The sequence below is a fragment of the Streptomyces sp. NPDC007808 genome (assembly GCF_042868655.1).
Lineage (GTDB): Bacteria > Actinomycetota > Actinomycetes > Streptomycetales > Streptomycetaceae > Streptomyces.
Map to the genome: position 1 here is coordinate 572,674 of NZ_JBIAEQ010000005.1, position 15,000 is coordinate 587,673.

The 15,000-nt window shown below is 70.8% G+C and carries 8 protein-coding genes; 5 read left to right on the forward strand and 3 right to left on the reverse strand.

Going from position 1 to position 15,000, the window contains the following annotated elements; translation table 11 throughout:
* The first annotated feature begins 35 nt into the window (after positions 1-35).
* Both ACFYNL_RS21810 and ACFYNL_RS21815 read left to right on the forward strand, forming a co-directional pair.
* Complete coding sequence (locus tag ACFYNL_RS21810) at positions 36-1,031, forward strand: carbohydrate ABC transporter permease (protein ID WP_388806024.1); 996 nt, start codon at positions 36-38, stop codon at positions 1,029-1,031.
* A 7-nt stretch (positions 1,032-1,038) separates the two neighbouring features.
* Positions 1,039-1,881: a carbohydrate ABC transporter permease gene (locus ACFYNL_RS21815; RefSeq protein ID WP_388806026.1), complete on the forward strand. Its 843-nt coding sequence runs from the start codon at positions 1,039-1,041 to the stop codon at positions 1,879-1,881.
* An 81-nt stretch (positions 1,882-1,962) separates the two neighbouring features.
* Here the strand turns inward: ACFYNL_RS21815 and ACFYNL_RS21820 are convergent, their stop codons facing one another.
* Positions 1,963-3,861 carry an NAD-binding lipoprotein gene (locus tag ACFYNL_RS21820; protein ID WP_388806027.1) on the reverse strand — a complete coding sequence of 633 codons (1,899 nt, stop codon included), beginning with the start codon at positions 3,859-3,861 and terminating at the stop codon, positions 1,963-1,965.
* Between the two features lie 293 nt (positions 3,862-4,154).
* Here ACFYNL_RS21820 and ACFYNL_RS21825 point away from each other — a divergent pair, with 293 nt between their 5' ends.
* Positions 4,155-6,149: a flavin monoamine oxidase family protein gene (locus tag ACFYNL_RS21825; protein ID WP_388806029.1), complete on the forward strand. Its 1,995-nt coding sequence runs from the start codon at positions 4,155-4,157 to the stop codon at positions 6,147-6,149.
* Positions 6,150-6,228: 79 nt separating this feature from the next.
* On the opposite strand, the gene ACFYNL_RS21830 is transcribed toward ACFYNL_RS21825, so the two are convergent.
* Positions 6,229-10,143 (reverse strand): glycoside hydrolase family 2 TIM barrel-domain containing protein, encoded by a 3,915-nt coding sequence (locus ACFYNL_RS21830; RefSeq protein WP_388806031.1) that lies wholly within the window; start codon positions 10,141-10,143, stop codon positions 6,229-6,231.
* A 198-nt stretch (positions 10,144-10,341) separates the two neighbouring features.
* Positions 10,342-12,231, reverse strand: coding sequence for an ABC transporter ATP-binding protein (locus ACFYNL_RS21835; RefSeq protein ID WP_388806259.1), 1,890 nt, complete (start codon positions 12,229-12,231; stop codon positions 10,342-10,344).
* A 180-nt stretch (positions 12,232-12,411) separates the two neighbouring features.
* Between ACFYNL_RS21835 and ACFYNL_RS21840 the strand changes: the two genes are divergently transcribed.
* Entirely contained in the window at positions 12,412-13,377 is a 966-nt protein-coding gene (locus ACFYNL_RS21840) for a YbhN family protein (RefSeq protein ID WP_388806033.1), read from the forward strand.
* Positions 13,378-13,892: 515 nt separating this feature from the next.
* Positions 13,893-14,987 (forward strand): mechanosensitive ion channel family protein, encoded by a 1,095-nt coding sequence (locus ACFYNL_RS21845; protein WP_388806035.1) that lies wholly within the window; start codon positions 13,893-13,895, stop codon positions 14,985-14,987.
* Positions 14,988-15,000: the final 13 nt, after the last annotated feature.

The following is a 15,000-nucleotide window of genomic DNA, read 5'->3' on the forward strand; positions in this document are numbered from 1 at the left end:
GACCGCGCCCGCCCCGCCGGGAAGAGGACCTCCCCGTGAAAACCGTGGAACCCGCACACGCCACGGCCGCCCCAGGCCCGGCACAGGCCGCCTCGGCCGCGCCCTCCGCCAAGCCCTCGCGTCACCGGCGCGGCAGCCGCGAGTGGCTGCACGGGCTGCTGATGTCCGCCCCGGCCGTCGGCGGGCTGATCGCATTCGTCGGCATCCCGTTCGGCTACGCCGTCGTGCTCTCCTTCTACAACGTCCGCCTCGGTTCCCCGCTGGAACCCGCCTTCTTCGGCGTGGAGCACTACCGGCGGCTGTTCACCGACCCCGACCTGTCCGGCCCGTTCCTGCGGGCGCTGCTGAACAACCTGACCTTCGCCGCGGTCGTCGTACCGCTGCAGACGGGTCTGGCGCTGGCGCTGGCGATCCTGCTCAACCGCAAGCTGAAGGCCATCGGCCTGTTCCGGTCCTTCTTCTTCATGCCGGTGGTCTTCCCGATGGCGCTCGTCGCCGTGATCTGGCGGCTGATCCTCGCCCGCAGCGAGCAGGGCATGCTCAACTCCGCGCTGGACGCGGTGACGTTCGGCAACTGGGGCGCCTTCGACTGGCTCGGCGACGGCATCACCGCGATGGGCTCGATCATCGTGCTGTCGGTGTGGCAGGGCGTCGGCTTCCAGATGGTCATCCTGCTGGCCGGCCTCCAGCAGATCCCGGGCGAGCTCTACGAGGCGTCCGAGCTGGACCGGGCCTCGCGCTGGCAGCAGTTCCGGCACGTCACCCTGCCCGGCATCCGCGGCACCCTGGTGTTCGTCGCGATGCTGACCTCGGTGCTGTCCTTCCGGGTCTTCGACCAGGTGTACATCCTCATCCGCGGTGGCGGCCTGGACGAGGACGCCACCCGCACGGTGATGTACCAGGCCGTCACCACGGCCTTCGACCAGAACAACATCGGCCAGGCCTCGGCCGTCACGGTGGTGTTCTTCCTGATCGTGATCGCTCTGACGATCGTCCAGCGCCGCCTCGTCCGGCCCGACAACGAGGACTGACTGACCCATGGCCCTGACCCGTACGCCCGTACGCCGCGTCCTCGACTACACCGTCCTGAGCGTCCTGGCGTTCGTCTTCGCCCTGCCCGCGCTCTACCTCTTTCTCGGCAGTCTCAAGCCGTCCGACGAGGTGCTGAACGGCCTGTCCGGCTTCCTTCCCACCCATCTCTCCTTCGACAACTACGCCGCCGTGCTCGACAGCCTGAACTCGGACAGCACCGGGTACTTCTGGCAGTTCATGGGTGTGTCGGTGCTGCTGTCGTTCGTGGTCGTGACGGGCGGGCTGATCGTCAACTCGATGGCGGCGTACGGGCTGACGCGGCTGAAGTGGCGGGGGCAGAACGCGGTGTTCACCCTCGTCCTGCTGCTGATGCTGATCCCGTTCGAGTCGGTGGCGGTGCCGCTGTTCTACATGTTCAACGGCCAGCGCAACACCCTGCTCATCCAGGCCCTGCCGTTCATCGCCAACGCCTTTGCGATCTACCAGTTCCACACGTTCTTCAGGAAGATCCCGCCGAGCATCGAGGAGGCGGCCCGGCTGGACGGCGCGGGCCCCTGGCGCACCTTCTTCGCGATCATCGTGCCGATGTCCAGGCCGGTGTTCGCCTCGGTCGCCATCCTCACCTTCCTCATCCAGTGGGGTTCCTTCCTGTGGCCGGTGCTGATGGTGTCCGACCCGTCGGTGCGCCCCCTCCCCCTGGAGATGAGCGTCTTCCAGGGGCAGCAGCCCCCTGACTGGGGGCAGATCCTGGCCTTCGGCGTCCTGCTGGTCCTGCCGGTTCTGGTCGTCTTCGCCTTCTTCCAGCGCTGGTTCGTCCAAGGTGTCGCCAGCTCCGCCGTCAAGGGCTGAGGGCAGCCGTGCGGGGCGGCGAGGCGCTCACACTTCTCCTCGCCGCCCCGGCACGGGGCACGTTCCTGCCGGGGCCTTCCGTCAGTCCTTGCCGACGACGACCACCGCGTCCTGGACCGACCAGCGGCGGCGCTCGGCCTTGGGCGGGTTGATCCGCACGCCGTGGCCGGGACTCGTCGAGGAGTCGTCGTGGCTTCGGTAACCGATGGCGCATTCGCCGCGGTGACGTGCCGCGGCCACGACCGTGGCGAAGGAGGTCTCGCACCCCGGCAGCACGTAGTCCGTCGCGGGCATCAGGCGAACCCCCGTGCCGTCGGCGGAGAACAGTTCCTCGAACACCGCCGCCAGGTTCCGGTTCTGGGAGATCTGTGCCATGAGCAAGCCGATGAGCTTGCCACTGATGATCACGTCGGCTCCGGGGCTGATGGGGGCCAGCGCCCGGTTGCGGTCGTCGATCAGTTCGGTGACGACCGGCAGTTCACGCCCGGTGGCTTCCTCCAGTTGACGCAGAAGCAGCAGGGTGACGAGCGTGCGGTTGTCGGGTTCGTCCTGCCGCTGTCCGGGAGCGGGGTCCTGGCCGAGCACGATCACGCTGTCGTAGGAGTGCACGTCCAGACGCTTCAGGGTCTCGGGACGGGTGATGTCCCCGTGGTGCAGGGTCAGGGTCAGGTCGGTGCCGCTGTGCGTGTCGGCCTCGCTCACCTGCCGAACCGTCGCTTCACGACCGTCAGCCACCACATCGACGGCTGATCCGGGCCTGACGCGGCGGCGCAACTGGTCGACTATGAGCGGCGCTCGGCGATTCCAGCCCAGCAGGAGAACCCGCTCCGGCCGCGCGGGCGTCGAAGGGCCGGATGCCATCACCGCCTTCTCGACCAACTCCGCGCAGTCGTCGAGCCAGGCCGTGTCGTCGTCGCGGGAGATGACGATGAGCACGTCGTCGGGGGCGATGGGCGTCTGCGCCGGCGGGTTGAGCAAGGGGGTGCCTTCGCGCATCATCCCGACCACGCACGACGTCGGGTACGACAGCAGCGCGTCGCCGAACGGCCGGCCTGCCAGGGCCGGCTCGGCGATCAGGTAGAACTCGTCGCCGGCGAAGTCCAGCAGTTCCTGGTGGACGAGGGAGAGCCCGGGCCGGCGGGCGGCCTGGACGATCAGCCGGGCCGTGACGGTGTCGCTCTCCAGGACGATGCCGCCCGGCCCGGCGGCGAGACCGGCGGCCAGGCGGTAGCGGTCGTCCCGGACGGCGGCGACGACGGGCGGATGGGTCTCCTCCCCGGCCAGGGCTGCCCGGAGCGCCAGCAGCGTCTTGACCACCTCGGCGTCGGCGTCCGGCTCGTCCTGGGGCAGGACCAGCACGACACCGGCCGTGGCCGGGCTGGTCAGGGTGAGCACGGCCGGGTCGGTGGTGGGACCACTGCGGCAGATCAGCCGCGTACCGCCGAGGGGGCCGACCTTCGTGCTCAGGGCCTCCTCCATGGCGGTCTTGTCCCGGTCGGCCAGGACGACCACCGCCGCGCGTCGCTGGTTGGCGTTGGCGGCCACCAGTTCACTCACCACCGTGAAGACCTGCTCCGACCACCCCAGGACCACGGCGTGCCCTTGTTCGAGCACGGTGGAACGGCCCCGTCGCAACTCGGTGAGCCGCTCCGTGAGCGCCGTCGTGATCAGGCCGACGAGCGTCGAGACGTACAGCAGGGCGACCAGTGCGAGCAGCACCGACATCGTCACTCGCAACGGCGCCCCCGTGGCACCGCCCAGCCGCAGTGTCTCCCCGGTGAGATGCCATACCTCCGCCAGCCGGTCCGTCAGGGCCGCCGGCGCGTCGGGGTCGGTCCACACCAGCACCGCACTGGCCGGGACGACGATGGCCAGACACAGCAACGCCATCCAGCCGACGAGAGCGGGAGCACCGCGGGCCAGCGTGCTGTCGAACCAGTAACGGGCTCTGCCACCGAACGGAGTGCGCCGCTGCGCCACCCTTCCCCCTCCACCGGCCCGCACCCTCCGGGAGGCCCCGCGCGGCCCGTCGCCTTCCTGACGGCGACCGCAGGCCCGCCGAAGAGCACGGATGCGAATACGCATGTGGCAGTGTGGAGGACCGACTCGTGGCGGCAGACGGGGTTCGGTCCGCATTCATCCCTTCGGGGTTCCGAGCCGTCCCATGCGGCGGACCTGCGTCGACGTCAGGGTTTGTCACCGTCTTCGCTCGATCGAGTCAACGCCCGGCGGAGGGCGGGCGCTTGGTCGCGGCCATCAGTACAAAGGCCGCCATGACTGAAGATCATGCGGCGGTGCACTCAGGCAGTGGCCTCTCCCGGCGTGGCTTCGCGGCGGTGGCCGGCACGGCCACGGTGGCGACGGCCCTGACCGGCGGTGTCTCCGCGGCCCTGCCCGCCCCGACCGCCCCGAGCGCCGGCCGTGGCGCCGACTTCGACCGGTGCCTGGCCGTCGCTCGCGCACTGCTCGTACTGGACTCCGACAACCGCCCCCTCGTCCCGCGCTACCAGCGCATCCTCGAACAGGGCCTGCCGGCTCAGCGGCGGACACAACCGAAGAACGTTCTGGTCATCGGGGCCGGTCCGGCCGGGCTGGTGAGTGCCTGGCTGCTGAAGAAGGCAGGTCACCGTGTGACGGTGCTGGAGGCCAACGGCAACCGCGCGGGCGGGCGCATCAAGACGTTCCGCAACGGCGGCCACGAACAGGCGAAGCAGCCCTTCGCCGATCCGCGTCAGTACGCCGAAGCGGGCGCGATGCGCATCCCTGACAGCCATCCCCTGGTGATGGATCTCATCGACCAGTTCGGCCTGAAGAAGCGGCGTTTCCACTATGTGGACGTCGACAGCGAGCAACGTCCCGCCAACCGCACCTGGATCCATGTGAACGGGATCCGCATGCGGCGTGCCGACTACGCCCGCGCGCCCCGGCGCATCAACCGGTCCTTCGGCGTTCCCCGGGCCCACTGGGACACCCCTGCCGCCGCCATCCTGCGCTCCGTCCTGGACCCGGTGCGCGACGAGTTCAGCTACGTCAACGGCGACGGCAAGCGGGTCGACAAGCCGCTTCCGGAGCGGGTGCGGGGTTGGGCCCGCGTGGTGCAGCGGTTCGGTGACTGGTCGATGTTCCGGTTCCTGACCGAGCACGCCGGCCTCGACGAGCGGACCATCGACCTGATCGGCACTCTGGAGAACCTCACCTCACGTCTCCCCCTGTCCTTCATCCACAGCTTCATCGGTTCCTCCCTCATCAGTCCCGGCACGCCCTTCTACGAGTTGGAGGGCGGCACGGCCGTGCTGCCGGACGCCCTCCTGGAACGCGTGCGGGGGGACGTGCGCTTCGACCGCCGTGTGACGCGTATCGAGTACCACCACCCCGACCGTCCTTCGCCGGACGCCGAGCACGTCCGGGGCAAGGGCCCGCACGTGTGGGTGGACACGGTGTCCGAGGGCCGCGACGGTCCCGTCGTACGCGAGCAGTTCACCGCGGACGCCGCCGTGGTCACGGTGCCGTTCTCCGGACTGCGCCACGTGCAGATCGCGCCGCCCATGTCGTACGGCAAGCGCCGCGCGGTCTGCGAACTGCACTACGACAGCGCGACCAAGGTGCTGCTGGAGTTCAGCCGCCGCTGGTGGGAGTTCGACGAGGCCGACTGGAAGCGCGAGCTGAACGCCGTCGGCCCCGGCCTGTACGACGCCTACCGCACCGGCCGCGCCGCCACGGACGGCAGCCTGCTCGGCGCCCATCCCTCCGTGCCCGCCGGGCACATCACAGCGGGTCAGCGCACCCACTACGCCGCCAACCGAGCGATCGCGCGCGACCAGCCGGAAGCGGTCGGCGTCGTGGGGGGCGGCTCGGTGTCGGACAACGCCAACCGGTTCATGTTCCACCCCTCCCACCCGGTCCCGGAGAGTGCGGGAGGTGTGGTCCTGGCCTCCTACAGCTGGGCGGACGACGCGCTGCGCTGGGACTCCTTGGACGACGACGCACGGTACCCACACGCACTGTGCGGCCTCCAGCAGGTGTACGGCCAGCGCATCGAGGTCTTCTACACCGGCGCGGGCCGCACGCAGAGCTGGCTGCGCGACCCGTACGCCTACGGGGAGGCGTCCGTGCTCCTGCCCGGGCAGCACACGGAGTTGCTGCCCGCCATCCCCGTGCGCGAGGGGCCGTTGCACTTCGCCGGGGACCACACGTCCGTCAAGCCGGCGTGGATCGAGGGGGCCGTGGAGTCCGCCGTGCGTGTCGCCTTGGAGATCCACACCGAGTGAGCCGGGCGGTCCGCTGAGCCACGGCGCACCCGATGGCCCCGGCGCACCGGCGCCGGGGCCATCGGGCCCCGATTCCGTGTCACTCCACGGCGGTGGGCCGGCGTGAGGCCGCCATCGCCGCGTCGACGTCCCTGAGGGGACGCAGCCGGTAGGTGTAGGAGTAGTCCCGGTTCGCGAGCAGCTTGTACTCGTAGTGGGTGTGGGCACCCCAGCTGTTGTCACCGCCCACGCCCATCTGCCGGTGGCTCACGCGGAGTACGACCTCCTCACGCGGGGTCAGCTGGTAGTCGTGGCGTACCCCGACCGACAGGTCCTCGGGCGTGAAGTGCGAGGCGTTGACCTCGACGAGCGGTTCGCCCGAGACGAGCAGTCCGGTGCCGTCGCGGCCGGTGAGGGCGATCCATCGGACGTCGGTCTTGTTGCCGCTCTCCTGGGGACGCAGGTAGGGGGTCCACTGCCCGCTCACGGTGCCGGAGTACAGGCCCACGTCGGTGGCGTTGTTGCGGTCCCAGTGGTTCTCCTCGGGGCCGCGGCCGTAGTAGTGCAGGTGCTCCAGACGCCCCGGCAGGAGCAGCAGGGTGCCCACCTCCGGGATGTACGGCAGTGAGGCGGCGCCCGGGCGCAGGGTGTTGTCGACCTTGATCTCGCCGTTGCCGAAGACCGTGTACGTGGTGGTGTACGTCGACTCGGTGGTCGTGGGCAGGGTGCCGCTGACCTTGATCTCGACGGCCCGGTCCCGCAGGGCGCGGACGGCGACACCGGTGACCTTGCGGCGGGTACCGGCGTCGCGCCAGGTCTGGTTGCGGGTGTGCTGGCCGTTGCCCCGGTCGTTGTCGGTGGGGGCCCGCCAGAAGTTCGGGACGGGTCCGGAGGAGATCAGCTGGGTGCCGCCGGCCTTGAACGAGGTGATGACGCCGCTCTGCTTGTCGACGGTGACGGAGAAGCCCTTGCCGGTGACGGTGACCGCGGTGTCGCCGTCGGTGTGGCCGAGCGCCGGGACGCCGGCCAGCGGCAGCGGACGCACGGCGGGGCTCGCGGCGTCGACGGGGAGCTGCTGCTTGGCCACCTCGAAGCCGGCCTCGGCCCACTTCGTGGACTCACGGGTGGTGAAGGACAGCCGGAGGAAGTACTCGGCGCCCGGTGCGGGGTCGTCCGGCACCTCGAAGGGCACGGTGACGTCCTTGCTCGACAGCGGGGCCAGGTCCAGCTGGGCCCGGCTCAGCCGGCCGCGCCGGACCACCTTGCCGTCGCACATCAGCTCCCAACGTCCGTCGAACTCATGGAGGTTGGTGAAGAGGTACTCGTTGGTGAGGGTGACGGCGGCGCCGGGGGTGAGCGAGTCGCCGTTGGCGGGGGCGGCGTTGATCGCCTGGTAGATCTGCTTGACCTCGGCGGACTTGCCGGTGAGACCGCGGTCGGCGGTGACGATGCCGTCCCCGGCGAAGGCCCCGTCGTTGGGGTTGTCGGCCCAGTCGCCGCCGTAGGCGTAGAAGGTCTTGTCGCGGGGCCGCTTCTCGGTGAGGTCCACGGTGGCGGCGTCGAACCAGAACCGCACGCCGTCGTCGCCGGGGCGGCGGCCGTCGGAGGCCAGTTCGGCGGCGGTCAGCGCGCGGGCGTACACGCGGGCGCGCCGGATGGTGCCGCTGAACTCGCGGGTGGGGTTGTCGACGTCGGTGGCCAGGGCCAGCGAGGCGGTGTTGTCGGAGGGGCGCCGGGTGGTGGTGCGGGTGGCCCGGACCACGCCGTCGACGTGGAGGGTGAGGGTGCCCGCAGCCGCGTCGAAGACGCCCGCGACATGGTGTTCGCGGCCCGTCCAGTCGTCCGGCAGCGCCCAGCTCGCGGTGACCCACTGGCCGCCGCCGTGGATGAAGAACTCCAGGCTCTTGTCGGTCTGCTTCAGGGCGTACTGGGTGTCGCCCTTGGCCAGGATCGGCTGGTGGCCGCCGGTCACATGCGGGGTGACCCAGGCTTCCAGGGTGAGGGAGCCGGTGAGGTCGAGGCCCGGGTCGCGGGCGAAGACGGTGCCTGCGCTGATGCCCTCGGCGCGGCTGAAGGTGCCGGCGGGGGCGAGGATCTCGCCGCGCAGCGCGGCAGGACCGGCCTCCGTGAAGCGTTTGCGGGTCGGGGTGGGCCACTTGAGGGCCTGGTCGGCGAAGTCCCAGATCCAGCCGCCCTGGAGCACGTCGTAGCGGCGGACGACGTCCCAGTACTTCTTGAAGTTGCCGTTGGAGTTCCCCATGCCGTGGGAGTACTCGATCATCACGTACGGCCGGGTGTCGCCCGTGTCCTTGGCGCGCGCCTCGACGCGGGAGGGGCTGTCGTACATCTCGGAGCGGATGTCGCTGATGCCGGGGCGGTCGTCGCCCTCGTACTGGATCACGCGGGTGGTGTCGTAGGAACGGATCCAGTCGTACATGGCGTTGAAGGTGCTGCCGCCGCCCGCCTCGTTGCCGAGCGACCAGATGACCACCGAGGCGTGGTTCTTGTCGCGGTGGACCATGTTCTGCGCGCGGGCCAGACACGCCTCGGTCCACTCGGCGTGGTTGCCGGGGTACTCGCCCCGGATGCCGTGGGTTTCGAGGTTGGTCTCGTCGACGAGGTACAGGCCGTACTCATCGGCGAGTTCGAGCCACTGCGGGTTGTTGGGGTAGTGCGAGGTGCGGACGCTGTTGATGTTCAGTCGCTTGATGATCTCGATGTCCTGGACCACCTCGGCGCGGGTGAGGGCCGAGCCGCGGACCGGGTGCATCTCGTGCCGGTTGGTGCCCCGGAAGGAGACCGGCTTGCCGTTGATGCGCATCAGGCCGTCCTTGAGCGCGAACTCGCGCAGGCCGACCCGGTGGGAGAGGGTCTCGATCACCCGGCCGGCCGGATCGCGCAGGCGGAGCACGGCCGTGTACAGGTGAGGGTGCTCGGCCGACCACAGGCGCGGCCGTGGCACGGCCTTCGCTGCCTGTACGGTCTTCTCCTCGCCGGAGTCGAGCGCGACGGTCTGCTGGAGCGGTCTGGGCCACACCGGGTGCCCGTCGGCGTCGTACAGCTGGGTCTCGACGGAGTACCGGCCGCCCCCCTTGCCGCCGTAGTCCCGCACATGTGCGGTGACCGACAGTTCGGCCGCCCGGTAGTCGTCGCTCAGCGGGGTGTCGAGCCGGAAGTCGCGCAGGTGCACGGCGGGCGTGGAGTAGAGGTAGACCGAGCGGAAGATGCCGCTCAGCCGGATCATGTCCTGGTCCTCCAGCCAGTCGCCGTCGGAGTAGCGGTAGACCTCCACGGCGATCTGGTTGGTGCCCGGCCGGAGGTGGTCGGTGATGTCGTACTCGGCGGGGTCGTAGGAGTCCTCGTGGTAGCCGACCAGTTCCCCGTTGATCCACACGTAGTGGGCGGACTTGACCCCTTCGAAGTGCAGGAACGTCCGCCGGCCCGACCAGTCGCGCGGGACGGTGAAGGTACGGCGGTACTGGCCGACCGGGTTGTAGCGGGTCGGGGCGGCCGGCGGCTGCGCCTCCTCGCCAAGGCCGTTGGGGCCCCACCAGGGGTAGGTGATGTTGATGTAGATGGGCCGGTCGTAGCCGTGCAGTTGCCAGGCGGAGGGCACCGGGATGGTGTCCCAGTCGCTGTCGTCGACGTCGGTGCGGTGGAAGTCGGCGTCGCGGCCGTCGGGGCGGTCGGCGTAGGCGAACTTCCACTTGCCGTCGAGACTCAACCGGTACGGCGAACGGGTGCGGTCGGCGGCGAGCGCCTGCCGGACGTCCGCGTAGGGCATCAGCGTGGTGTGGGGTGGCTCGGTGCCCACACGGAAGAGGCTGATGTTGCCGTTCCACTCGGGCGTCGCGGCCGCCGGCCCGGCACCGTCGGCCGCGCGTGCCACGGCGGACGGCCCGGAGAGGGCGAACGCGCCGAGGACGGCCGCTCCGCCCTCCAGGAGACGGCGACGGCTGACCGGCACACCCGGCCGACGGGACGGACCGGCGGGAGACAGCGGGGAGTTCGGCATCGACGGGGGCCTTCCTCTGGACGACAGTGCGGCGCTGCACGGCTACGAGGGAGCGTCATTTCCTGTGCGGAGCTGTTGGGAAACCGAACGCACAGTAGGTCGTGAGCCCAAGGGAAGCAATGATCCTGTCGATGTTTGTGTGTTCGTGAGGGGTACGGTGTCGAGCTTGGCCGAATCACGCCTCCCTCGACGGCAGGATCACGCGGCCGTCTCGACCTCCGCGAGCGTCCCGTCCCGCTGTTCGAACTGGGTCCGGTACAGCTCGGCGTAGCGCCCGCCGGCGGCCAACAGCGCGTCGTGGGTGCCGCGTTCGACGATCCGCCCGGCCTCGACCACCAGGATCTGGTCGGCCGCCCGTACGGTGGAGAGCCGGTGGGCGATCACCACCGCGGTCCTGCCCTCCAGCGCCTCGGTGAGCGCTTCCTGGACGGCGGCCTCGGAGGTGTTGTCGAGGTGTGCGGTGGCCTCGTCGAGGATGACGACCCGCTGACGGGCCAACAGCAGCCGGGCGATGGTCATGCGCTGGCGTTCCCCGCCGGAGAGCCGGTAGCCGCGCTCGCCGACCACCGTGTCGAGGCCGTCGGGCAGGGACCGTACGAGTGCGTCGAGCCGGGAGCGGCGCAGGGCGTCCCAGAGTTCGGTGTCGGAGGCGGTGGGGCGGGCCAGCAGCAGGTTGGCGCGGACGGTGTCGTGGAAGAGGTGGCCGTCCTGGGTGACCATGCCGAGGGTGCCGCGCAGGGACGCGGCGCTCAGGTCGCGCACATCCACGCCGCCGATGCGCACGGCGCCCTCGTCGACGTCGTACAGCCGCGGGAGCAGCTGGGCGATGGTGGACTTGCCGGCGCCGGACGAGCCGACCAGGGCGATCGTCTGTCCGGGTTCGGCGCGGAAGGAGATCCCGTGCAGCACCTCGGCACCGCCGCGTGTGTCGAGGGTCGCGACCTCCTCCAGGGAGGCGAGGGAGACCTTGTCGGCGGAGGGGTAGCCGAAGCGGACGTTGTCGAACTCCACCGAGACCGGGCCGTCGGCGACCTGCTCGGCGTTCGGCTTCTCCTCGATCAGCGGCCTGAGATCGAGCACCTCGAAGACCCGCTCGAAGCTGACGAGGGCGCTCATGACCTCGACACGGGCTCCGGCGAGCGCGGTGAGCGGGGCGTACATCCGGGTCAGCAGCAGGGCGAGCGAGACGACGGCGCCGGGCTCCAGGGTGCCGCGCAGGGCGAACCAGCCGCCGAGGCCGTACACCAGGGCGAGGGCCAGTGCGGAGACCAGGGTGAGGGCGGTGATGAACACCGACTGGGCGGTGGCGGTGCGTACTCCGATGTCCGCGACGCGGCGGGCCCGGGCCGCGAATTCCTCCGACTCCTCCTCGGGGCGTCCGAAGAGCTTGACCAGGGTGGCGCCGGGCGCGGAGAAGCGTTCGGTCATGCGGGTCCCCATCGCGGCGTTGAGGGCGGCGGCCTCTCGCTGCATCCGGGCCATGCGGGTGCCCATGCGCCGGGCCGGGATGACGAACACCGGGAGCAGGACGAGGGCGAGCAGCGTGATCTGCCAGGACAGGGTGAGCATGACGGCGAGGGTGAGCAGGAGCGTGACCAGGTTGCTGACCACGCCGGACAGGGTGTTGCTGAAGGCGCGCTGGGCGCCGATCACGTCGTTGTTGAGTCGGGAGACCAGCGCTCCCGTACGAGTGCGTGTGAAGAACGCGACCGGCATGCGCTGCACATGATCGAACACAGCCGTCCGCAGATCGAGGATGAGCCCCTCCCCGAGCGTCGCCGACAGCCGCCGCGCGAGGATCCCGAGTGCCGCCTCCGCCACCGCGATGACGGCGATCAGCAGGGCCAGGCGGACGACCGTGTCCTCGTCGCCGCGCGTCACGATCGCGTCGACGACGTGTCCGGCCAGGACGGGCGTCGCGACGGCGAGGAGCGCGGCCGCCACCCCGAGCACGACGAAGAGCGTGATCCTTCGGCGGTGCGGACGGGCGAACGCGCCGATGCGGCGCAGTGTGGCGCGGGCGAACGGGCGCCGCTCCCGCTCGGCGTTCATGACGCTGTGCAGCTGGGTCCAGGCTGTGGTCTCCATACTCATGGGGAGGAACGTAGAACCTCAAGCTTCGTTGAGGTCAACAGCGCCGGTGTCGGCGGGCCGCCCGGGACCGCCGGCGGGCCCGCCGGGACCGGGATCCGTCCGCAGCCGGTCCGTAAGACGCCGTCCGCGCTGCCGCAACCCGCCGTTGTCGCGGCACGGCGAACCTCTCCGGGTGTGACAGCCGTACGACTGCCCGCGGGACGCCTGCTGCGGCGCGTCCCGCTCCGCCGGATCCTGTGCCTGCTTCCCCTCGCCCTGGTCGTCGTGGTGGCGGCAAGGCACCGTGCCGTGCTCGCCGAGGGCATCGGCCACCTGGCGACGGCCAAGTGGCCGTGGCTGCTCGCCGCCGCCTGCGCCACCTGCCTCACCTGGGTCGCGGCGGCGGTGACCCGGCAGGGGGCGGTGGTGGAGCGGCTGCCCGGACTGCGGCTGCTCGTCACCCAGTTCGCGGCGGGCGCGGCCAACCACCTGCTGCCGACCGGCCTGGGCGCGAGCGCGGTCAACCTGCGCTTCATGGCCGTGTGCGGGCTGTCGCCGGCCCGCTCCTCGGCCGCGCTGGCGCTGTATCTGCTCGCCGAGAGCGTGGCCCGGGTCGGGTTGCTGGCCGCGCTGCTCATCGCTTTCCCGGACGCCCTGCGTCTCGGACCGCTGCTTCCGGAGCGGGCCTCGGGCCCGTTGCTGGTCGGGGCCGGCGCGGTGGCGGTCGTGGTGGTGGCCCTCTTCGTCCTCGTACGCCGGCTGCGCACGGCCGTGCTCTCGTTCCTGCGCACCGCGCTGGGCGAGGCACGCTCGGTGCACTCGCGTCCGTCCCGGGTGCTGGCGTTGTGGGGCGGCTCGCTGGCCTTTCCCCTGCTGCAGGCGTCGGGACTGGTCCTGGTGGGGCTCGCCCTGCAACTCCCGGTGCCGCCGGCGCACATCGCGCTCGCGTATCTGGCGGCGACCGTCGCCGTCGCCCTGGTGCCGACGCCCGGCGGGCTCGGCTCGGTGGAAGCGGCACTGGTGTTGGCGCTGGTGGCGGTCGGCGGCCCGGTCGCGGTGGTGACGGCCGTGGTACTGGCGTACCGGACCATCACGGTGTGGCTGCCGCTGCTGCCGGGGGCGTTGACGCTGGCGGCGCTGGTGCGGTGGAAGGTCATCTGACGGGGCGGCAGCGCCCGAACCCTGCTGAGAGGCGAATGACCGACCAGGTCGACCGGCGCCGCGAGGAGCGCGCCGCCCCCTTCGACTGCCCGTACGCCGTGACGCGGTTCAGCGCCCGCCGATCCGCGCGGCCTCGCGGGGCGGGAGCCGGATCGCCGCAGGGCCTAGGGAGGGAGGAAGGGAGGGCGCGACGCGGGGGCGTGCGCGGCGGCATGCGGCTCTCGTGGGGCGCGCGAGCACCGGGCACGCCTCGGAGAGCGGCCGTTCGGCCCTCCGCGCCCACCCGGGGTCCAGGAGAGAATGCCCGAAAGCGACCGGTGAGACCGTCAGGTCGACGATCCCGGGACGAACACCTGTGCCGGATACGGCAGGATGAGCCCGCGCGGGTCTCGGGGGACGGGGCGGCCGGCGCGACGGCACATCGCGGAAAATCGAGCAGGGGACAACGTGACGAGACTTCACATCCGGCCGTCGGCGCATCAATGCGCCGCAGCTCTTCCTCACGGGGGTGACCGGTGAAGCGAGCGCTCACTGTGGACGACCTGGTCATCGCCGGGATCGCGTTGGCGGCGGGTCTGCTTGCGGCCTTCCTATTGCGCGTTGCGCTGCGCTGGCTGGGCAAGCACGCCGACCGCACCCGCTGGAGCGGCGACGACCTCATCGTGGACGCGCTGCGGACCGTGGTGCCGTGGGGCGCGTTCCTCGGCGGCGCGGCCTCCGCGGGCGCGGCCCTGCCGCTGACCGCGACCGTGCAGCACAACGTCAACAAGACCCTGACCGTGCTGTTCGTCTTCGTCGTGACCCTTGCGGTGGCCCGCGGGGTCGCCGGGCTGATGCGGACGGTCACCCAGTCCCGGCCCGGCGTCGCGGGATCCGCCACGATCTTCGTCAACATCACCCGGATCCTGGTCCTGGCCATCGGCTTCCTGGTGGTGCTGCAGACCCTCGGCATCTCCATAGCGCCCCTGCTCACCGCGCTGGGCGTCGGCGGTCTGGCGGTCGCCCTGGCGCTGCAGGACACGCTCGCCAACCTCTTCGCGGGCATTCACATCCTCGCCTCCAAGACTGTCCAGCCCGGCGACTACATCCGGCTGAGCAGTGGTGAGGAGGGGTACGTCGAGGACATCAACTGGCGCCAGACGACGGTGCGCAACCTCTCCAACAACCTGGTCGTGATCCCCAACGGGGAGCTCGCGAAGACGAACATGACCAACTTCATGCGTCCCGAGGAGAAGTTGACGATCCTGCTCCAGGTCGGCGTCGCCTACGACAGCGACCTGGACCACGTCGAGCGGGTGACGAACGAGGTCATCGGCGAGGTGATGACCGAGGTCGAGGGGGCCGTGCCGGACCACGAGCCGATCATCCGCTTCCACACCTTCGGCGACTCCAGGATCGGCTTCACCGTGATCCTGGGCGTCGGCGAGTTCAGCGACCAGTACCGGATCAAGCACGAGTTCATCAAGCGCCTGCACCGGCGCTACCGCCTGGAGGGCATCCGTATCCCGGCGCCCACCCGGACGGTCGCCATCCAGCAGGGGACGGTGGCGATACCGCAGCAGCGCGGCCCCGAGGAGGCGGACGAGTTCACCCCCGTCCGCCTCGACTGACGTACGCCGCCGT